At 63.4% G+C, this 21,274-nt stretch carries 17 protein-coding genes; 11 read left to right on the top strand and 6 right to left on the bottom strand.

Annotated features, from left to right (window positions below):
- Nucleotides 1-115: 115 nt before the first annotated feature.
- From ribB to Y88_RS02815, 3 genes are read left to right on the top strand one after another with little or no spacing between them, the layout of a single operon-like run.
- Nucleotides 116-1,387, top strand: a complete 1,272-nt coding sequence (ribB, locus tag Y88_RS02825) for a 3,4-dihydroxy-2-butanone-4-phosphate synthase (RefSeq protein ID WP_008066089.1) — start codon at nt 116-118, stop codon at nt 1,385-1,387.
- A 5-nt stretch (nt 1,388-1,392) separates the two neighbouring features.
- Nucleotides 1,393-1,812 carry a 6,7-dimethyl-8-ribityllumazine synthase gene (ribH, locus tag Y88_RS02820; RefSeq protein ID WP_008066087.1) on the top strand — a complete coding sequence of 140 codons (420 nt, stop codon included), beginning with the start codon at nt 1,393-1,395 and terminating at the stop codon, nt 1,810-1,812.
- A 2-nt stretch (nt 1,813-1,814) separates the two neighbouring features.
- Complete coding sequence (locus tag Y88_RS02815) at nt 1,815-2,669, top strand: DMT family transporter (protein WP_008066086.1); 855 nt, start codon at nt 1,815-1,817, stop codon at nt 2,667-2,669.
- Nucleotides 2,670-2,693: 24 nt separating this feature from the next.
- Here Y88_RS02815 and Y88_RS02810 read toward each other — a convergent pair whose 3' ends face one another.
- Together Y88_RS02810 and eno are read right to left on the bottom strand one after the other, a co-directional pair.
- Nucleotides 2,694-5,375 carry a DUF3857 domain-containing protein gene (locus Y88_RS02810; RefSeq protein ID WP_232280891.1) on the bottom strand — a complete coding sequence of 894 codons (2,682 nt, stop codon included), beginning with the start codon at nt 5,373-5,375 and terminating at the stop codon, nt 2,694-2,696.
- A 209-nt stretch (nt 5,376-5,584) separates the two neighbouring features.
- Nucleotides 5,585-6,871, bottom strand: a complete 1,287-nt coding sequence (gene eno, locus Y88_RS02805) for a phosphopyruvate hydratase (protein ID WP_008066084.1) — start codon at nt 6,869-6,871, stop codon at nt 5,585-5,587.
- Between the two features lie 345 nt (nt 6,872-7,216).
- Between eno and Y88_RS02800 the strand changes: the two genes are divergently transcribed.
- The 5 genes from Y88_RS02800 (at nt 7,217) to Y88_RS02780 (ending at nt 9,405) form a co-directional block, all read left to right on the top strand.
- Nucleotides 7,217-7,729, top strand: a complete 513-nt coding sequence (locus Y88_RS02800) for a hypothetical protein (RefSeq protein ID WP_232280890.1) — start codon at nt 7,217-7,219, stop codon at nt 7,727-7,729.
- Between the two features lie 60 nt (nt 7,730-7,789).
- The gene (locus tag Y88_RS02795; protein WP_008066082.1) at nt 7,790-8,218 is read left to right on the top strand and encodes a phage holin family protein; all 429 of its coding nucleotides are present in this window, start codon (nt 7,790-7,792) and stop codon (nt 8,216-8,218) included.
- Nucleotides 8,215-8,535 (top strand): hypothetical protein, encoded by a 321-nt coding sequence (locus Y88_RS02790; RefSeq protein WP_008066074.1) that lies wholly within the window; start codon nt 8,215-8,217, stop codon nt 8,533-8,535. Before Y88_RS02795 ends, Y88_RS02790 begins: the two co-directional genes overlap by 4 nt.
- A 26-nt stretch (nt 8,536-8,561) precedes the next feature.
- Nucleotides 8,562-9,080 carry a hypothetical protein gene (locus tag Y88_RS02785; RefSeq protein ID WP_008066073.1) on the top strand — a complete coding sequence of 173 codons (519 nt, stop codon included), beginning with the start codon at nt 8,562-8,564 and terminating at the stop codon, nt 9,078-9,080.
- Between the two features lie 103 nt (nt 9,081-9,183).
- Nucleotides 9,184-9,405 (top strand): DUF4170 domain-containing protein, encoded by a 222-nt coding sequence (locus tag Y88_RS02780; RefSeq protein ID WP_026166749.1) that lies wholly within the window; start codon nt 9,184-9,186, stop codon nt 9,403-9,405.
- Between the two features lie 115 nt (nt 9,406-9,520).
- Here Y88_RS02780 and greA read toward each other — a convergent pair whose 3' ends face one another.
- From greA to carA, 3 genes are all read right to left on the bottom strand, one after another.
- The gene (gene greA, locus Y88_RS02775) at nt 9,521-9,997 is read right to left on the bottom strand and encodes a transcription elongation factor GreA (protein ID WP_008066071.1); all 477 of its coding nucleotides are present in this window, start codon (nt 9,995-9,997) and stop codon (nt 9,521-9,523) included.
- 135 nt (nt 9,998-10,132) lie between these two features.
- A complete protein-coding gene (gene carB, locus Y88_RS02770) occupies nt 10,133-13,447 on the bottom strand; it encodes a carbamoyl-phosphate synthase large subunit (RefSeq protein ID WP_008066070.1) in 3,315 nt (1,104 codons plus the stop codon).
- Nucleotides 13,448-13,519: 72 nt separating this feature from the next.
- Complete coding sequence (carA, locus tag Y88_RS02765; RefSeq protein ID WP_026166750.1) at nt 13,520-14,695, bottom strand: glutamine-hydrolyzing carbamoyl-phosphate synthase small subunit; 1,176 nt, start codon at nt 14,693-14,695, stop codon at nt 13,520-13,522.
- 265 nt (nt 14,696-14,960) lie between these two features.
- Here carA and Y88_RS02760 point away from each other — a divergent pair, with 265 nt between their 5' ends.
- The 3 genes from Y88_RS02760 to rpoD are packed head-to-tail and all read left to right on the top strand — an operon-like array spanning nt 14,961 to nt 19,409.
- The gene (locus Y88_RS02760; protein ID WP_008066067.1) at nt 14,961-15,416 is read left to right on the top strand and encodes a GatB/YqeY domain-containing protein; all 456 of its coding nucleotides are present in this window, start codon (nt 14,961-14,963) and stop codon (nt 15,414-15,416) included.
- Between the two features lie 40 nt (nt 15,417-15,456).
- On the top strand, nt 15,457-17,352 hold the full coding sequence (dnaG, locus tag Y88_RS02755; protein ID WP_008066065.1) for a DNA primase: 1,896 nt from the start codon (nt 15,457-15,459) through the stop codon (nt 17,350-17,352).
- Nucleotides 17,353-17,405: 53 nt separating this feature from the next.
- Entirely contained in the window at nt 17,406-19,409 is a 2,004-nt protein-coding gene (gene rpoD / locus Y88_RS02750) for an RNA polymerase sigma factor RpoD (RefSeq protein WP_008066063.1), read from the top strand.
- 111 nt (nt 19,410-19,520) lie between these two features.
- On the opposite strand, the gene Y88_RS02745 is transcribed toward rpoD, so the two are convergent.
- Nucleotides 19,521-21,260 carry a M20/M25/M40 family metallo-hydrolase gene (locus Y88_RS02745; RefSeq protein WP_232280889.1) on the bottom strand — a complete coding sequence of 580 codons (1,740 nt, stop codon included), beginning with the start codon at nt 21,258-21,260 and terminating at the stop codon, nt 19,521-19,523.
- Nucleotides 21,261-21,274: the final 14 nt, after the last annotated feature.

Genomic DNA, 21,274 nt, shown 5'->3' with positions numbered 1-21,274 from the left:
GACTGTGTCTTCAAGGCCCACAAGAGTCCCCGACCAGCAAGCACGAAGCGCAAATTCACATCTCCATGTGATATTTCCACTTGCACATCACATCGCAGTGACATAGCCAACCCGCATGTCAACCGACCTCATCGATCGCATCCGCCGACTCGTCACCGAAGGCGGCATGTCCCGCTCCGGCCTCGCCCGCGCCGCAGGCCTTCACGCCAACACCCTGCGTGACCTGACCCAGGCGAACTGGAACCCCACCGCCGAAACGCTGGCAAAGCTCGAACGCGTCCTGAGCGAAAGCGACGAAACGCAGGTTCTGGTTCCCATCGAGGAAATCATCGACGAGGCCCGCAACGGCCGCATGTTCATTCTGGTCGATGACGAAGACCGCGAAAACGAAGGCGATCTGGTCATCCCGGCCCAGATGGCGACGCCCGATGCCATCAATTTCATGGCGACGCACGGGCGTGGCCTGATCTGCCTTACCCTGACCCGCGCGCGTTGCGAACAGCTCGGCCTCGAACTGATGAGCCGCAACAACCGCACCCGGCACGAAACCGCGTTCACCGTCTCGATCGAAGCCCGCGAAGGCGTCACCACCGGCATTTCGGCAGCCGATCGCGCGCGCACCGTGGCCGTCGCCATCGACGCTGCCAAGACGCAGGACGACATCGCCACCCCCGGCCATGTGTTCCCGCTGATTGCTCGCGACGGCGGCGCGCTGGTCCGCGCCGGACATACCGAAGCGGCCGTCGACATCTCGCGGCTTGCCGGGCTCAATCCGTCGGGCGTGATCTGCGAAATCATGCGCGAAGACGGCACCATGGCGCGCATGGACGACCTCATCCCCTTCGCCCGACGTCACAACCTCAAGATCGGGACGATCCGCGACCTCATCGAATATCGCCGCCGCCACGACAATCTGGTCGAATGCATTGCGCAGGAACCGTTCGAGTCCGATTATGGCGGTGACTGGACCATCCGCACCTATCGCAACAAGGTCGATGGATCGGTGCATCTCGTCCTGCAAAAGGGTGCCATCACGCCCGACGAGCCGACTCTGGTCCGGGTTCACACCATGTCGGTGATGTCCGACGTGCTCGGCCGCCCCGGCGACAGGAAGCGCGTGCTGCAGCGGGCCATGACCGAAGTCGGCAAGGCGGGCGCGGGCGTCATCGTCATGCTCATGCCCACCGACCCCGCCCAGCTCATCGCCGAAGTGGCGGGCAAGGGTGTGGCCGACATGGACTTGCGCAGCTATGGCATCGGCGCACAGATCCTCGCCGACCTCGGCATCCACGACATGATCCTGTTGACCAATTCACATCGCAATGTTGTCGCGATCGAGGGCTATGGCCTGAATATCGTCGGCGAACGTCCGATCACTGCGGAGTAAGCCCCTTGGCCCGGTTCCTGATTGTCGAAGCCCGTTTCTACGACCACCTCAACGACATGTTGATCAAGGGCGCGAAAGCCGCGCTCAAGGACGCAGGTCACAAGGCCGAGGTCATCACTGTCCCCGGCGCGCTGGAAATCCCGGCCGCCATCGCGCTGGCCGACCAGAGCGGCGAGTATGACGGCTATGTCGCCATCGGCGTCGTCATTCGCGGCGAAACCTATCACTTCGAAATCGTGGCGGGCGAAAGCGCGCGCGGCGTCATGGCACTGACCATGGATGGCCTTGCCATCGGCAACGGCATCCTGACGGTCGAAAACGAGGCGCAAGCCATCGTTCGCGCCGATCCCGAACAGAAGGACAAGGGCGGCGAAGCGGCCAAGGCAGCGATCGCCCTGCTCAAGCTCAAGGAGCGGTTCGCCTGACATTGCCGACGGCGCCCCTTTCGCCCTCGGCGCTCGCCGCGTTGATGATGGTGACATCGGGCGCCGCCCACGCGATCGTCAATGCGATCTTCAAGTCGGGCGGCGACAAGATGGCCGGACGCGCGATGATCGACGGATCGAGCGCGTGCCTCGTGCTGCCGCTCGCCTTTTTCGTCCCGCTTCCGGGGGCAGCGTGGCCTTGGCTCGCCGGATCACTCGCCACCCACCTCGTTTATCTCCTGTGCCTGATCCGGGCGTTCGAAGCCGCCGACATGAGCGCGGTTTACCCGGTCATGCGCGGCAGCGCCCCGGTCATCGCCGCTGTCGGCTCCGTCGCAGTACTGGGCGAACCAATGACATGGGCCATCGGCGCCGGGGTTCTGCTGGTCAGCCTCGGCACTTTGCTGGTCGCGCTACGCAATGCCCCGCCCCTGCACGCGCTGGGCTGGGCACTGCTCACCGGGGCCTCCATCGCGGCCTATACCGTCATCGACGCAAGCGGCGTTCGCGCCGCGCCCGAGACCTTGAGCTATATCGCGTGGAACTTCATGGCGACCGGGTTCGGTGTCGGTGGTTTCTTCGCCATCCGGCGCGGCTCGGCCTTCTTTCGCGAAGCGCGCGCCCAATGGCGTCCCGGCCTTGCCGCCGGATCGCTCTCGATCGTCTCCTATGGCTGCGCGCTCGGCGCCTATCGCCTCGGCAACGTCGCGCGCCTTGCGGGCCTTCGCGAAACCTCGATCGTCTTTGGCCTCGTCATCGCGGCCCTGTTCCTGCACGAACGCGTCAACCGCATGCGCGCCCTCGGCGGCGCCGTCATCGCGCTCGGCGCGGGTGTTCTCATCGTTCTTGGACAGTAGCGCCTCTCACCACCGACATCCCAGTCAAGGCACTTGGCCATTCCCTGCCGGCTTGATCGGGGCCGGAGGCATGACCATGACTGGCGGCTGGCCAGCCTTGGCCGGGCCTGCCGTCTTGGGCAGGGCGGCAAGATCCTTGAGCGCCAGTTGCACTTTTCCCATGCGATAATAGGCCGCTGCCCGTCCACGCAAGACAAGCGCATCGTTCGGCCGGTCACGCAGGATTTCAGTCAGAACTTCGACCAGTTCCGCATTCCGCCCGGCCTTTTCGAGCGCCCCCGCTTTGAAAAGCAGAACGGAGTATCGGCTCGGCCCATCGGCAGGTACGAAATTGATCTGACGCAGAGCCTCGTTCGCATTGCCCAGATGCAGCGCCGCTTCGGCAAGGCGTGCATGGATGAAAACCTCATCGGGTTCCCGCAACAGCGCCTGTTCATAGGCACGTTGCGTCCCTGCCCAATCGCCAGATACCCGCGCCAACTCGCCCCGTGTCTTGAAAGTCAGGCCCGCATTGGGATCGATCGCCTCACACCGCGCCAAGTCGGCGCGCGCGGCGATCTGATCATGCCTGTCCAATTGAGCCAGCGCGCGGTCACACCATGCAAAGGCATTATTGGAATCGAGCGCGATTGCCTTGTCGAGGTCCCTGATCGCCAGATCCGAAGCGCCACGTCGCAAGTTGACCGTTGCCCGGTTGACGTATTGATCGGCCGTGGTCGGTTCCGCCGCATTGACGCTCGCCACGTCTGCATTCGTCGACCGATAGGACAGCGGCATGTGCAGCACGGCATTGCGGACGGCCAGCGCACGTAGACGGGCCTGCGCCGCCACTGCGTCCGCAGCGGGAAATTCGGGCGAAACTGCACGCACCGTCTTTTCGATCGTGAACGTATCGCCCTGCAAAGCGGCGTGGCGATACAAGGCGAGACCGGCCACGGTCTCGTTCACTTCCATCTCGGTGCCGATATGGAATACGCCCAACCCCTTGGGCAACTGGATGGTTTCCTTGAATCCCCCATAGGCCGGATAAGGCACGGCATAGGGGATATTGGCGTCAGGCCCCGCATGGCGACTGAAATCGACATCGGCAAATCCGAATGAGGCCTGCTGCAGAGCGTATTCCCCGCCCTTACCCCAATCCATTTTGATGGCCCCCTGCATGGTCAGATGCAGGGACTCATCGGTCTGAACATAATGGGCTGCGGTCGATTTGACCTCGACGGTCGCTCCTAGCCGCTCTTTCCACAACTGCTCGAAAGCGCGTTGACGATTATCCCCGACCAGAGTGGCGATCGAGGCATTGGTAGACGCGCCGACGTCACCCGTCAGCACCAGTTCGGCTTCAACCGGAACGCTTGCCTGCACACCCGCAGATGCGTCGATGCGCACCGACATGTCATCCAGCTTCACCATGGACGGTGGAGGAACCATGCGGACAAGTGCATTGTTGCCGTCCACGAGCGGCAATCCCCACCCGAAATAGGGCACGTCGTCTGCCACCAGGCGATGGCGCGAACTGCGCGTCCCATCAAGCCAGTACACCTTGCCTGCGATCGTCGCACGCACCAGCACGTGATTGAACACGCCGACCATCGGCAGCCGCGCGTCCATCCCGTCCCCGGCCGCGACATTGACGATCACCGGCACAGCCTTGATGCCAAGACCGTGCAGCAACCCCAGCAGCAACGCGGTCTTCGCCTTGCAATCCCCGAACCGACGTGACCACGTCGTCGCGGCGTCGGCGGGAACATAGCCGCCGACGCCCATCTCGAGAGCCACATAACGCACCCGGTCCTGGACCAGTGCAAGGGCGGCTTCAGCACGGACATGGGCATCGGGCGATGCCGCCCTGATCTTTTCGAGTTCATCGTGCAAAGAGCCACTTACCGGCAAGGCCGACGCTGTCGCGTAAAGCGGTGCCATCAGATGAGCCAGATCCGCCCACCCGGCAAAATCGCTGAACTCGGCGACCCGTCCGAAACGGTACCGCACCGGCGCATAGGCAGGCACCACACCTGGATCGACATCGTCGATGGTCCATTCGACCACTTGCCTGCCGTCGGCATGAAACGGCTTGAACGGCGGCAAGGCCCCCATCTCGCGATAATGGACAGGAACGTCATCGGGCCAACTGACCCGCACATGGATCCGTGCCACCGGAGCGCCGTTCCAGGCCGACATCACGTCCTCGACATGCCCGTTCATGACCGGGTCGCGCGTCGCGATCGTATAGGCATATTCAACGACATCGCCCACTTGCAGCCCCTCAGGCTGAATATTGGCGGTGAGCACACCATCGAGCATGGCAAGGTCGAGATTTTGTTCCCGCCGCAAGACCGTGAAAGTCTGTCCTGACGCCAGAACGTCAATCGTGCGATCCCCCCGATGGATCACGATTTTATGCACGGTCAGGGACGAACGATCCGGACTCCATGCAAACGACAAGTTGCCGACGTTGAGACCTTCGGGAGTCAGGATGCGGAAAGCTACGTGCCGGAATTTATCGACTTCCCCGCGCTGGAAACGGATCTGCTCGTCCAAACCCAACAAGCGATAGGGCGCATCCGCCGTTCCCGAAGGAGGTGCTGCATCCTTGTATGCGGACGGTACGACCCAGGCAGGCACCGGAGCCATCAGAGGCGCGTCGGCCGCACGCACCGCCACCGGCGAAAACGCCGTCACCATCATCAACAGAAATTTACGCATTCGGCCCCCAACCGAAACACCTGCCCAGCCCGGACAATTGAGCGAGGATAGACCAAACGCGTCCCACGGCAAGCGTGCGGGCCCCTGTAATTCATTCCAAATACACAAAAAGGGACCGGATTTGATCCGATCCCTCTTTGCAATTTCGGAACCCGAGGCGATTGGACCTCAGGCATTTCCCGATGAGCTCTACTCATCGGGCTCCGTCATCAGACGCTCAGGCGGCCGAACGCGGCACGACCGGCGTACTTGGCCGAAGCGCCCAGTTCTTCCTCGATGCGGATGAGCTGGTTGTACTTGGCAAGCCGGTCCGAACGGGCGAGCGAGCCGGTCTTGATCTGGCCGCAGTTGGTCGCAACCGCGAGATCGGCAATCGTCGAGTCTTCGGTTTCGCCCGAACGGTGCGACATGACGGCGGTATAGCCGGCGCGCTGTGCGATGCTCACGGCTTCGAGCGTTTCAGTGAGCGTGCCGATCTGGTTCACCTTGACCAGCAGCGAGTTGGCAAGACCCTTGCCGATGCCCATGGTCAGGCGGCGCGGGTTGGTGACGAACAGGTCGTCGCCCACGAGCTGAACGCGGTTGCCGATCTTCGAGGTGAGCGCAGCCCAGCCTTCGAAGTCGTCTTCGCTCATGCCGTCCTCGATCGAAACGATCGGATAGGCTTCGGTCAGCGCGGCGAGATAGTCGGCAAAGGCTTCGGGGTTGAGCGAGAGCCCTTCACCGCTGATTTCGTACTTGCCGTTCTTGAAGAACTCGGTCGAAGCGCAGTCGAGCGCCAGGACGATGTCCTGCCCCGGCTTGAACCCGGCCTTTTCGACCGAAGCCAGGATGAAGTCGAGCGCGTCGCGAGTGCTCGAAAGATTGGGAGCAAAGCCGCCTTCGTCGCCGACCGCCGTCGCCAGACCCTTTTCATGCAGGCCCTTCTTCAGCGTGTGGAACACTTCCGCGCCCCAACGCACTGCTTCGGCCAATGTCGGCGCGCCGACCGGCATGATCATGAATTCCTGGAAATCGATCGGGTTGTCGGCGTGTTCGCCGCCGTTGATGATGTTCATCATCGGCACCGGCAGGACATGGGCCGAAACGCCGCCGACATAGCTGTAAAGCGGCAGGCCGCGCGCATCGGCAGCAGCCTTGGCCACCGCAAGGCTGGTACCCAGAATGGCGTTGGCGCCCAGACGAGCCTTGTTTTCGGTGCCGTCGAGCTCGATCAGGGCGAGGTCGATGTCGCGCTGGTCTTCTGCGTCAACGCCGACGAGCGCTTCGGCGATCTCGCTGTTGACGGCGGTCACCGCCTTCATCACGCCCTTGCCGAGATAACGGGCCTTGTCCCCGTCACGCAGTTCGACAGCCTCGTGCGCACCGGTCGAAGCGCCCGACGGCACAGCCGCGCGGCCGAACGAGCCGTCTTCGAGCAGGACATCGACCTCGACGGTCGGGTTGCCGCGGCTGTCGAGAATCTCGCGCGCGTGGATATCGATGATGGCGGTCATGGTCGGGCCTCTCCTCAACAAGAGCCTAATGAACAGGGCCGGCCAGCACCGGATAGGGCGCCGGCGGGAAAAACTGCATAAAGAAGCGCTGGACAACGCCCCGTGCGCGGCTCCTATCGGTTGAGTCGGAGACAGGCAAGCCCGGAACACCGCAAGTCGCGCCGCAAATCCAGCCACGGCTCCCATTCGTGCATGTGAAGCAGATCTTATCCCCACGATCCGAGGAAAGGCGATTTTTGCTCGCGCATTCGACGCAAGGCTGGGCTAGGATCACACGACACTTGCCGGATTCCCTCTCCGGCGCCACAGGAAGGGCCCACGCCCTTGTCCAAGGAGGATTTTGCCATGGCCGAAACCACGCCTGAACAGGACGTGCCACTGGCCGAGCCGACCGCCCTTCCCCTCGCGGATAGTGACGAGTCGCCATCGCGTTTTGCCCGGGCTGTCGAAGATGCCACCGGTTTCACGGCCTCGGCACGCGAAAAGGTCGGCGCCACCGCCACCGAATGGGGCGAAGCGGCAGGACTTGTCGCTGGCCAGGCCAAGGACAAGGGACTCGAACTTGTTCGCCAGGGCCAGTCGATGACCAGCGGGGCGATTGCCGTCGTCGGACGCACGCTGGGCGACACGGCCCCGACCATCGATGAAAAGCTGGGCGTCCAGTACGGCGATTTTGCCCGCACTGCGGCCCAGGCCCTGCAGACCACGGCTGAAAAGATCGAAGCCAAGGACCTGACCGAGATTGGCGGCGACGTGAAAGACTTTGTTCGCCAGAATCCGATGGTTGCAGTAGGAATCGCGGCCGTTGCAGGCTACGCGCTGGCGCGGATGGTTCGCGGTTCGGACCGTGAAGCGTGATTTCTTGGGCCCGTTCGTTCGGGCCTGATGTTTGCGAATATAGAGGCTGACCGACAACCCGTGACAGCAATTCTCGAAGACACCGACACGCCGTCGGCCGAAAACGCGCATGACCACGACGCAACGACACAGCCCCCGGGCACCCCGCCCGGCACGGACGCGTCGCTGTCCTCGATTCTGGGCGCGCTGCTCCAGAACGGCCAGACGCTGTTCGAAGCGGAAACAGGCTATCTCAAGGCCATGCTGGGCTTCGCGTTCAAGCGCCTGCCCTTCATCGTTGCCCTGGTTATTCTGGGCCTCTTCTTCCTGTTCTTCCTGTTGATGGCGATCGTGGTCGGGCTGCTGCTCGCGCTGGCGCCGATGATCGGCCCCTGGGGCGCGCTCGCCCTTGTCTCGGTCACGCTCGCCATTCTGACCGGCGCGAGCCTGTTTGCCGCATTCAAGCGCGCGCGCAGGATGATCGGAGTTTTGACGGGATCGAAATCATGAGCCGTAGCAGCGACGAAACCCGGATCGATCAGGCGCGCGTAGCACGCGACGAGGCCCGTGCGCTCTTCCGCGCCGACATGACTGTCCTGCGTGAAAGCCTGGCCGAACGTCCGTTGACGCAGCGCCTGCGCGACCGCGTAATCCATGCCGCAGCCGATGCTTTCGAGGCGGGCCTTGGCCTTGCCCGCGAAAACATCGTCGCAATTGGCCTTACGGCAAGCGGGATCGCAGGATGGGTGTTCAGGAAGCCGTTAGGTAGGCTGGCACAGACTGTGCGCAACCGCCTCGGACGGGTCTTTGCCCGCAAGAGCCGGTAATCGCCCGCGAGAAAGGAGTGCGTAGCGTGAACGAAGAGAGCAAGACCAACACCGGTGCCAATCTCGGCGGACGCCTTGAGGTCGCCTGCACCCGCGGCAAGGAGATTGCCGAAACCACCTCGACCCGCGCCCGCCAGTTCGTGCACGATCACCCGGTGGCAGCCGCTGCCGGAGGCATCGTTGCCGGCGCGATCGTCGCCGGGCTGCTGGCGCGTCGTCGCCACGCCAAGGCCGCCGACCTCATTCCCAAGCTGCCCCGGATCGAAGCGGCTGTCGAAGCGGGCACCTCTCGCCTCGGCCACATCGCCACGATCGGTGCGGAACTGGCCCTTGCCTATGCCGCCCGCGCCACCGAAGCCGGCAAGGAAAGCGTCCACAAGATCGAGGAAAGCGTCGGAACATTGGGCGAAGCCGTCGGCGAGAAAAGCGCCGAAGCGGGCAAGCGCGTCGCCGACCTCGCCGATGTTGCGATCGAGGCCACCCGCGACGCAGGCAAGGCTCTGCTCAAGCGTCTGGGCGAGCGGACAGAGACCAAGGGCGAATAACGGTCGAGCGCGCCGAGCCCAATAACAACTTTTATCGGACTTGCGCTCGGCGCCCGCTTTTGTCAGGGGCTGGGGCTCCCAGTTCCCCAACGGAAAGTAACCCATGGATAAGCTCCACCTCGTTATGGGCGGTCGGGTCAAGGATCCTCAGGGCCTTGATTTCGTCGATCTCAAGGCGATCGATGTCGTCGGCGTGTTCCCTGACTACGCGAGCGCCGAAGAAGCGTGGCGCGGCGCGGCCCAGCGTACGGTCGACGACGCTGAAATGCGCTATGTGATCGTGCACCTGCACCGCCTGCTCGAGCCTGAACTTCCCAAGGAATAACAAGGCTCAGCACTCTCGGTGAGTGACGAAAAAGGCCCCGGAACCTGCGCGGTCCCGGGGCCTTTTCGTTATGGAGTCGATCGATTTGCCGCAGGGCCCAGGCCCTGCTGCGCAATCAGATGAACTCGATCTTCTCGACCACGTAGAACTTGTCGCCCGACGGCACGGTCACTTCGACCTCGTCATCGACCTTGCGCCCGATGAGCGCACGTCCCAGGGGCGAGTTATAGCTGATTCGGCCACGCTTCACGTCCGCTTCGGCCAAACCGACAATCTGGTACCGCACCGGTTTGTCGGCATCGTCCAGCAAGGTCACAGTCGCGCCGAACACGATCCGGTCGCCCGACAGCGTGGTCGGGTCAATGATCTGCGCGCGGCTGATCTTGTCCTCAAGATCGCCGATCGAGGCTTCGACCTGCCCCTGACGCTCCTTGGCCGCATGATATTCTGCATTTTCCGAAAGATCGCCGTGAGCACGGGCTTCCTCGATGGCGTCGACAATCTTCGGGCGTTCCTCACGCAGCGCTTTCAGCTCCGCCGTCAGCTTTTCATAGCCTTCCTGGAGCATCGGCAGCTTTTCCACAGTCGCCATCCGTATTCCTTCTCGTCAAACCCTGTCGCGCCTGGGGCCACTTACCGCCCGGGCGAAGGGAAAACATCTCCCCTCCGGGTCCATAGCATGGACCCGGACGGAATTGTCGCTTGTTCAGGGAAAACCTGTGAAAGCTTATCGATAATAGTCTTGCAGCGACCGCACATCAAGTTCGGCACTGCGAAGCTCCTCGATCGCTTCTGCCGCGGCCACCGACGCGGCTGCCGTGGTGAAGTAGCAGACCTTGCCGGTAAGCGCGGATCGACGGATCGATTGCGAGTCCTTGTGGCTCTGCCAGCCTTCGGTCGTGTTGAAAATAAGGTCGATCCCGCCATCGATGATAAGATCGACGATATGGGGGCGCCCCTCGGCCACCTTGTTCACGCGTTCGACCGCGATGCCTTCGGCTTCGAGGAAACGCGCGGTACCACCGGTTGCCACGACCTTGAAGCCCAGCCCGGCCAGCTTGCGAACCGCAGGCAGGACCACCGGCTTGTCGGTATCCTTGACCGAAACGAACAGCGTGCCTTCGGACGGCAAACGCGTTCCCGCACCAAGCTGCGACTTGGCAAAGGCAATCGGGAAATTCGCATCGATTCCCATGACTTCACCGGTGGACTTCATTTCCGGCGAGAGCACCGGATCGACGCCCGGGAAGCGCGCGAACGGGAACACCGCTTCCTTGACCGCCATATAGTCGATGTCGCGACGGATCGGCGGCAGATCGGCAAGCTTTTCACCGGCCATGATGCGGGCGGCATACTTGGCGATCGGCTGTCCGATGGCCTTGGCGACGAAAGGCACCGTACGGCTGGCACGCGGGTTGACTTCGATGAGGTAGACGTTGCCGTCCTTCACCGCGAACTGGATGTTCATGAGACCGCGAACGTTGAGGCCCTTGGCCAGAAGCACGGCCTGGCGTTCCATTTCCGCAATGATTTCCGGCGGCAGGCTGTAAGGCGGCAGGGTGCAGGCGCTGTCGCCCGAGTGAATGCCCGCTTCCTCGATATGCTGGAGCACACCCGCGATGACCACATCGGTACCGTCCGACAACGCGTCGACGTCGCATTCGACCGCATCGCGCAGATACTGGTCGATCAGCACCGGGCTCTCGCCCGAGACCTTGACCGCCGTCGCGATGTAGTCGTCGAGCTGCGCCTGGCTGTCGACGATTTCCATGGCGCGCCCACCCAGCACATAGCTCGGACGGATCAGCACCGGATACCCGATGCGGGCAGCCACTGCGACCGCTTCGTCGCGGCTGCGGGCCAGCCCGTTGGCCGGTTGCAGCAGCTTCAGCTTTTCAACGAGATCGGCGAAACGCTCACGGTCTTCGGCAAGGTCGATCGAGTCGGGCGACGTCCCGAGAATGGGAATGCCTGCATTCTGCAGCGCCTGTGCAAGCTTGAGCGGGGTCTGCCCGCCGAACTGCACGATAACGCCGACCAGTTCGCCCTTCGAGCGTTCGACTTCGAGGATTTCAAGAACATCCTCACCCGTCAGCGGTTCGAAATAGAGACGATCCGACGTGTCGTAGTCAGTCGAAACCGTTTCCGGGTTGCAGTTGATCATGATCGTCTCGAACCCGGCATCCTCGAGCGCGAAACAGGCATGGCAGCAGCAATAGTCGAATTCGATCCCCTGCCCGATCCGGTTCGGACCGCCGCCGAGAATGACGATCTTGCGACGGTCAGACGGCATCGATTCGCCTTCCGGCGCACCGAACAGGCCGCCCTCGTAGGTCGAATACATGTAAGGCGTGATCGCCTCGAATTCGGCCGCGCAGCTGTCGATCCGCTTGAACACCGGACGCACGCCGAGCTTGTGACGCAGCTTGCGCACTTCGGCCTCGCTGGTCGCACCCGCCATCGCCTCGACCACGTCGTGAACGAGCCCGGCACGGGCCATGTTGGCGCTTCCCGCCAAGCGTGCCGAACGCACCGCCAGCTTGGCCAGGCGCTTGTCCGAAAAGCCCATGGCCTTCAGGCGACGCAGACCGGTGGCATCGCGCGGCAGGCCATGCTCGATGACCTTTTCTTCCTCGGCGACGATCTCGGCGATGTGACGCAGGAACCACGGCTCGTACTTGGTAACCGCGTGGACGTCCTCGACGGTGAAGCCCTCGCGGAACGCCTGTCCGATCACCAGCAGGCGGTCGGGTGTTGCCCTCGACAGGGCCGCGTTGATCTCGTCGCGGCTTGCGCCTTCGAGTTCATCGACGCGGTTGAAGCCGTCCAGCCCAGTCTCGAGACCGCGCAGCGCCTTCTGCATCGATTCCTTGAGATTGCGTCCGATCGCCATGACTTCGCCGACCGACTTCATTGCGGTCGAAAGCAGCGGCTCGGAGCCCTTGAACTTTTCGAAGGCAAACCGCGGAATCTTGGTCACGACATAGTCGATGGTCGGTTCGAACGCGGCAGGCGTCGCACCGGTGATGTCGTTGGTGATCTCGTCGAGCGTGTAGCCGACCGCGAGCTTGGCCGCGACTTTGGCGATCGGGAAGCCGGTCGCCTTCGACGCCAGCGCCGAGGAGCGCGACACGCGCGGGTTCATCTCGATGACGATCAGGCGGCCATCCTTGGGATTGACCGCGAACTGCACGTTCGAACCGCCGGTTTCGACCCCGATCTCGCGCAGCACAGCGATCGAGGCGCTGCGCATGATCTGGTATTCCTTGTCCGTCAGCGTCAGCGCCGGCGCGACCGTGATCGAGTCGCCGGTGTGGACACCCATCGGATCGACGTTCTCGATCGAACAGATGATGATGCAGTTGTCGTTCCGGTCACGGACGACTTCCATCTCGTACTCTTTCCACCCGAGCAGCGATTCCTCGATGAGGACTTCAGTGGTCGGAGAGGCTTCGAGACCGCCACGGACGATGCGGATGAACTCGTCCTTGTTGTACGCGATGCCGCCGCCGGTCCCGCCCAGGGTGAAGGAAGGACGGATGATCGAGGGAAGACCGGTGTGCTCGAGCACCGCCAGCGCTTCCTCGACCGTGTGCGCCACGCCCGAACGCGCGCTTTCCAGGCCGATCTTGTCCATCGCGTCGCGGAACTTCTGCCGATCCTCGGCCTTGTCGATGGCCTCGGCATTGGCGCCGATCATCGTCACGCCGAACTTGTCGAGCGTGCCATCGCGGAACAGCGCAAGCGCGGTGTTGAGCGCGGTCTGCCCACCCATCGTCGGCAGAAGCGCGTCGGGGCGCTCCTTCTCGATGATCTTCGCGACGATTTCCGGCGTAATCGGCTCGACATAGGTCGCGTCGGCCATTTCCGGGTCGGTCATGATCGTCGCCGGGTTGGAATTGACGAGGACGATGCGATAGCCCTCTTCCTTCAGCGCCTTGATCGCCTGCGTTCCGGAATAGTCGAATTCGCAAGCCTGGCCGATGACGATCGGCCCGGCGCCGATGATCAGGATCGAGGAAATGTCAGTGCGTTTGGGCATGGCCGCTCTCGTATCAGGTCACCCGGTCCGCGTCGGTCGACGCGCCGGGCCAGACTATCTCAAAACCGTCGCTCAACCGAGCGACTGGACGAACTTCTCGAACAGATAGAAACTGTCCTGCGGGCCGGGGCTGGCTTCCGGGTGATATTGCACACCGAACGCCTTCTTGCCCGCAATGGCAATGCCGCAATTCGATCCGTCGAACAGCGAAACGTGGGTTTCGATCACGTTCTCGGGCAGCGCACCGGGCGTGTTGTCGACCGCGAAGCCGTGATTCATGCTGGTGATCTCGACCACGCCGTCTTCCAGTCGCTTGACCGGGTGATTGGCGCCGCGATGCCCCTGGTGCATCTTGATCGTCTTGGCCCCGGCGGCCAGCGCCAGCATCTGGTGCCCAAGACAGATCCCGAAGACCGGCACGTCGCGTTCGAGCAGGCCACGAATGACCGGCACCGCATATTCTCCGGTCGCCGCCGGATCGCCCGGCCCGTTCGACAGGAAAACCCCGGCGGGCTTGAGATCGAGAATAGTTTCCAGCGAAGTTTCGGCCGGAACGATGGTCACGTCCGCACCGGCTTCGACCAGGCTGCGGAAAATGTTGTCCTTCGCCCCGAAATCCATCGCCACGACATGCGGACGATTGCCGGGTTCGGGCAGAGTATAGCCCTCGCCCAGATGCCAGATCGAGCCTTCCCACTCCTCACGGCCTTCGCGGCTGACCTTGCGGGCAAGGTCGAGACCCTTGAGGCCGGGGAACGAACGGGCCCGTTCAAGCAGGGCCGGGATGTCGAACTGCCCCTTGGGATCGTGGGCGATCACCGCGTTGGGCGCACCACTCAGGCGGATGCGGCGAGTGAGCGCGCGGGTGTCGATCCCGGCGAGGCCGATCTTGCCCTGCACTTCCAGCCAGCGCTGGAACGTGCCTTCGGCGCGGAAATTGGCGGGCTCGGTGACATCCTCGCGGACGATACAGCCCACGGCGCCGGGGACGCCGTGGCTTTCCATGTCCTCGGCATTCGTGCCGACGTTGCCGATGTGCGGGAACGTGAAGGTAACGATCTGTCCGGCATAGGACGGATCGGTCATCACTTCCTGGTATCCGGTCATCGCGGTGTTGAAGCAGACTTCGCCGACGGCATTGCCGACTGCGCCGAAGCCGCGGCCCCAGGCCACATGACCGTCCGCGAGAACGAGGACTCCCGTAGCACCCTCGGGTTGAGGCGCGTGCGAAAGTGCGGGGTCGGCCATGATCTGGGGCGCTCCGTTGACAAGGGGTTCTGACGATGTTGCTAAGGTTCGCCCGCTAGGCCCAAGCCGTCGCAGCGTCAACCTAGCGATCTCAGAAAACTTCGCCTAAGGGTTGGCATTCAGCCTTCGCAACCGTTCCGACCGACTCCGCCAAAGGAGACCAGCGCCTTGAATTTGCTGGATTCCTTGCGCGAGCGACGGATGTGTGGCGAAAGCAGATTTCATTTCGCATGTGCGAATACGATCCACAGGAACACACTGCATCATGATCCGCGATACCATCAAGGCCGCCCAGGTTTCCGCCATGAAGGCAGGCGACAAGCCGCGCCTGGCCGCCGTTCGCCTGATCCTGGCCAAGCTCAAGGACAAGGATATCGAGCTTCGCACCGCAGCAACGCTGCCCGATGACGATGCGCTCGTCATCGACGTGCTGCAAAAGATGGCCAAGCAGCGCCGCGAATCGATCACGCTCTACGAACAGGGCGGACGCCAGGAACTCGCCGACGCCGAACGCGGCGAACTGGCCGTGATCGAGGAATTCCTTCCCGCCCGCATGACCGAGGACGAAGTGAAGGCCGTGATCGCCGCGATCATCGCCGAAACCGGGGCTGCGGGCATGAAGGACATGGGCCGCGTCGTCGGCGCGCTCAAGGCGAGCCACGGCACGCAAGTCGACATGGCTGCGGCAAGCGGCCTCGTGAAGGCGGCGCTTTCGGCCTGATCGCGCGAACCGCGAACAACAGGATCATCGGGCATTCGGCATGAGTCTTTCCCCGCAATGGCTTGACGAACTGCGCTCCCGCATCAGCCTGTCCGGGCTGATCGGGCGCACGGTGCGCGTCCAGAAGGCGGGGCGGGAATTCAAGGCCTGCTGCCCGTTCCACAACGAAAAATCACCCAGCTTCACGATCAACGACGAAAAGGGCTTCTACCACTGCTTCGGCTGTGGCGCCCACGGTGACGCGATCCGCTGGATGACAGATCACCAGGGCCTGCCTTTTCTCGAAGCGGTGAAGGAACTGGCGAGCCTTGCGGGGATGGAAGTCCCCGCCCCCGATCCGCGCGCCGCACGCAAGGCCGAAAAAGCGAAAACGCTGCACGATGCCATGGCCGGCGCGCAGGATTTCTTCCGCCGCAACCTTGCCGGGGACGGCGGGGGAGCGGCGCGTTCCTATCTCGCCACGCGCGGCTTTCCCGCAGCGATCATCGAGACTTTCGGATTTGGCTATGCCCCCGATTCGCGCGGCGCACTCAAATCGGCTCTGGCCGGATTCGGCGAAGCGCAGCTGATCGAGGCCGGGCTCCTGATCGCGGTCGAGGGGAAGGAACCCTACGACCGGTTTCGCGGACGCCTGATGCTGCCGATCCACGATGTGCGCGGACGCGTGATCGCGTTCGGCGGACGCATCCTCTCGGCGGAAAAGACTGACGCCCCCAAATACCTGAATTCACCCGATACCCCCCTCTTCGACAAAGGGCGCACGCTCTACAACCTGCACCGCGCAGCCCCCGCCGCGCGCAGCAGCGGCCGCATGGTCGTCGTCGAAGGGTACATGGACGTCGTTGCCCTTGCGGCGGCCGGAATTGCCGAAGCAGTCGCCCCACTCGGCACGGCCTTGACCGAAGAGCAGATCGAACGGCTGTGGCAAGTGGTGCCCTGCCCCGTGCTCTGCTTCGACGGGGACGCGGCCGGACAACGGGCCGCACGCCGGGCCATGACCCGCGCCCTGCCCCTGCTCAAGCCCGGCCACAGCCTGTCGATCGTGACGCTTCCGGGCGGCATGGACCCCGACGACATCGTCAAGAAACAGGGGGCTGCCGCTATGGAAGCCCTGCTGTCGGCAGGGACTCCGCTGATCGAGGCGGTGTGGCAGGCGGAAAGGGATGCGGCCCCTCTCGACACGCCCGAAGCCAAGGCAGGCCTGAAAGCCCGCCTGATCGAACAGACGGAAACGATCGCCCACCCCGACATCCGGGCACTCTATCGTCGCGATCTGCTCGACCGATTCGGCGCACTTGCCTACCCTTCGCGCGAGCGTTCGCAGTTCACGCCGAGACAGGCCGCACCGAGACAGGCGCAACAAGGCCAGAAGCGCGGCGGCGGACGCTGGCAGCCGCCCGAGCCGCCCCTGCCGCCCGAAGAAGCCGAGCGCCTGCGCCGGTACGGACAGAGCGAGGCCTTGCTAGCGGCCGTCCTTGCCGGTCTCGCCACGCGACCGAGCGAAATCGCGCGCCATGCCGAGGCGCTCGCGCATCTCGCGCCGAGCGATCCCGACCTTGCCCGATTGCTCGACGCGCTGCTCGATCTTGCCGACTCGCCCGAATCCGGCGAATCGGAAGACGAGGATCAGGAAGGCCTTGAATCCCGGTCCATTGCTCCCATATTGCGGGAGCGGAACGTGCGGCTCCCCACGGCGGAAGACTACCCAGATCTGCCGTTCGGCGCGATTGTCGGCGGAGACGCCTCAGTCCTTGCCGAAGCAGTTGATCTTCTTGTAGAATTTCCCCGCGTCGAAGCGGCCTTGGCGCAAGCGAACGCACGCTGCGAACATGACCTGAGCGAAGAAAGTTTCGCCGAACAGCAGCGTCTGGTGCAACGAAGACTGGCATTGCGCGCGCGCTTGGGGCAAATGGGTCGTGCTCGTGCTGCGTTATAATTATACCGGCGTCCGGATGGGGGCGCGGCTCGAACAGGTGGTATCGGGGTTCAATGGCATCGAATGACAAGACCGACAGCGGCGATGCACCGCTGATCGACCTCAACGACGCTTCCATCAAGAAGCTGATCGCGCGGGCAAAACGCCGCGGCATCATCACCTACGACGAGCTGAACGAAGCCCTTCCGCAAGACCAGATGTCCTCCGAGCAGATCGAGGACATCATGGCCGCGATTTCGGAAATGGGCGTCAACATCGTCGAAAGCGATGAAGACGCAGTCGATCCCGAAGAGCGCGACGTCGAAGAGACGGAAGACACCGACACCGGCATGGACGACCGTCCGGTCGTCGAAAAGCGCAAGGAAACGATCGAGCGCACCGATGACCCGGTGCGCATGTACCTGCGCGAAATGGGCGCGGTCGAACTGCTGAGCCGCGAAGGCGAAATCGCCATCGCCAAGCGCATCGAAGCCGGTCGCGACACCATGATCATGGGCCTGTGCGAAAGCCCGATCACATTCCACGCCATCATCCAGTGGTCCGAGGCACTCAACGCGGGCGAGATGCAGCTGCGCGAGATCCTCGACCTCGACGCCATGCTGTCGAAGGAGCCGCAGCCTGAAAACCTGTCCGAAGACGGTGAAGGCGACGGTGAAATCAGCGAGGCGACTGCCGGTCCGACCTTCAAGGAAGAAGAGGACATCGAGGAAGAGGCCTCTGAAGAGGACGAGGACGACGAACTGCGTGAACGGCGCACTCCCCGTCCGGCCGAGGAAGACGAAGAGGACAACACCCTCTCGCTCGCCCAGATGGAAGCCGCGCTCAAGCCGCAGGCCCTCGAAAAGTTCGCCGAGATCACCGCGTCGTTCCGCGCATTCGAACGCGTGCAGGCCGAACGCCTCGACGCGATTGGTCTGGGCATCGATTTCCCGGCCGACAAGGAAGCGCTGTACCACAAGCTGCGCGAGGAACTGACCGCGCATGTGGAATCAGTGCAGTTCCACGCGACCAAGATCGAATACCTCGTCGACAACCTCTACACCTTCAACCGGCGCCTGACGACGCTGGGTGGGCAGATGCTGCGCCTTGCCGAGCGGCACAAGGTTTCGCGCAAGGACTTCCTCGACGGCTATCTGGGTCGCGAGCTCGACGAAAACTGGCTGCAGAGCATGTCCGGCAAGGACAAGCGCTGGGGCGCCTTTGCCGCCAACGAAGCCGACGCGGTCGAACGCATCCGCAGCGAAATCTCCGACATCGCCTCGGCGACCGGTATGTCGCTCAGCGAATTCCGTCGCATCGTCAACATGGTGCAGAAGGGCGAACGCGAAGCCCGTATCGCCAAGAAGGAAATGGTCGAAGCCAACCTGCGCCTCGTCATCTCCATCGCCAAGAAGTACACCAACCGCGGCCTGCAGTTCCTTGACCTCATCCAGGAAGGGAACATCGGCCTGATGAAGGCGGTCGACAAGTTCGAGTACCGCCGCGGCTACAAGTTCTCGACGTATGCGACCTGGTGGATCCGGCAGGCGATCACCCGCTCGATCGCCGATCAGGCGCGCACCATCCGTATCCCGGTGCACATGATCGAGACGATCAACAAGCTGGTGCGCACGAGCCGCCAGTTCCTGCACGAGCAGGGTCGCGAGCCGACGCCCGAGGAAATGGCCGAGCGTCTGTCGATGCCGCTCGAAAAGGTTCGCAAGGTGATGAAGATCGCCAAGGAACCGATCAGCCTCGAAACGCCGATCGGCGACGAAGAGGATTCGCACCTCGGCGACTTCATCGAAGACAAGAACGCGATCATCCCGGTCGATGCCGCGATCCAGTCGAACCTCAAGGAAACGGTCACCCGCGTCCTTGCCAGCCTGACCCCGCGCGAAGAACGCGTTCTGCGCATGCGTTTCGGCATCGGCATGAACACCGACCACACGCTCGAGGAAGTCGGGCAGCAGTTCTCGGTGACGCGCGAACGTATCCGTCAGATCGAGGCCAAGGCGCTGCGCAAGCTCAAGCACCCGAGCCGCAGCCGCAAGATGCGCTCGTTCCTCGACCAGTAATACCAACCTGTGATGAGTTCATCTCATTGCAGGTCCGAATAAGGCCCTCCCGGCCTTCGGGAACAAACCCAAAGGCCCCACCCCACCCGGCGGGGCCTTTTTCGTATCCGCCTAGGGAAGCGGTCGGGTCGTCAGACTGTAGGCGGGAATGGTGTCGGCAATCGGCGTTGCCCGAACCACCAGGGCCACTGCAAAGCCCAGGAGACCGAACGCCAGAACGGCCGTTCGCCGCCCCGGGCGCGACAGCGGCTGCCACCTCGGCAACAGGGCAAGGGCTGCCAGCACAAGCGGCAGGGCAACGACGAGCGGCATGTCGCTCCCTACGGCCTGCAGCATCTCGTGGACGAGCTGGAACTGGTAACCGACCACCAGTCCTGCAAGGATAATCGCCACGACGCTGCCCACGCCGCGCTCGGGAAGAAGCGTGATGAGACTGGCGACCAGGACCGGAACCACCACCACATAAGCAGCAACCGGCGCGAAGAATTGGAGAAGCATCCCGGCGATCCAGAGCGGCACGAAGGCACCGGCCAAAGCCGCACGCCCCGGTCGCCAGCGTCCGATCACCACGAAGAACGCGGCAATCGCGCTGGCCGACGCCATGACTTCGAGCCGGGGCGTTGCCGCGAGTCGGTCGTAATAGTTCGGCCCGCCGACATGGAATGAGACCAGGTTGGAACCCATGGTGAGCAAGGCGGCAAGGCCAGCGAGCCCCAACATCCGCCCCGCCCCCGCAAGCCCCGCGCGCAAATGCCCGCGGCCCCGACCGCGCTCCCGCCACAAGGCCGCCACCGCGCCTGCCGATACCCCGAGCATGACCCACCCCGTCCAAAGCGGGAGCATGACCATGATGAGGCCGAACAGGTCGAAGAACACCAGATCGTGCGTCGGTCCGGGCAAACGCGGCGCATCGAGCAGCGCCCGGGTCAGATCGAGCACTTGCCCGCCCATATCCTGCAACGACCCCTGATCGAGTCGCTCAGGCGTCGCCTTGGGCGAATGGTAGAGCCCGGGGCGGCCGATGAAGGCGAAATTGTAGGCCGCGACACCATGCGTCCCGGCCCAGGGCAGAGCCATGGTCAGATCGGTGTCATTGGGCAGGATACGATAGAGAAAGACCGCAAGCGACGACCCGGCCGGATGATGGATCGACCGCGAGGCCAACGCCACGGCGGCACCATTGTCTGCGCTGGTCTGGAACAATGTGGCGCGACCGCCACCGCCGCGTGCCTCGAGATTGATGAGCGCACCGATATGGTCGCGCAAGGGATCGCCCCCACCCGCTTCCCTACCGAAAAAGGCGCGCGCACCGTCGAGCCCGATCTCCTCTCCATCGGTCAATATGACGACGAGATCACGCGGAGGCAGTCCCGCCGCCGCGATCGCCCGCACCGTCTCGATGATCGAGGCCATGCCTGCACCGTCATCGGCCGCCCCCGGCGATCCCGAAACGGTATCGTGATGTGCCATCAATGCGACAGCAGAAAGGCGACGATCCCGTCCCGGCAGAACCGCGACGAGATTGACCATTCGCTGGGGCCGGTCGGCAACGCCGCCCCAATCGATATAACGGGCAACCCGGACCGGGTCGGGCGTGAAGGCCTGTTCGTGCACCTCCATTCCGAGGCCGCGCAACCGTTGCGCGAGCCATCCGCACAGCTGCGCATCGGCCATCGATCCGGCGGGATGGGGTTCGCGACCGATGACGCGGACGTCGGCCATCGCGCGGCTGGCGGAAAAATGGTCCGGCAAAGTGTCGACCGGCGCCGGCCACGGAGTCGTGGTTCCGATCACCGCCAGAAACAGGCCCAGCACGAGTGCCACGAGCGTGGGGACATGCCTTCGCATCATGATCTTTTCGTCCC

This window comes from Novosphingobium nitrogenifigens DSM 19370, assembly GCF_000192575.1.
In the GTDB taxonomy this organism is placed as follows: domain Bacteria; phylum Pseudomonadota; class Alphaproteobacteria; order Sphingomonadales; family Sphingomonadaceae; genus Novosphingobium; species Novosphingobium nitrogenifigens.
This window is presented reverse-complemented; position numbering and strand designations above follow the sequence as displayed.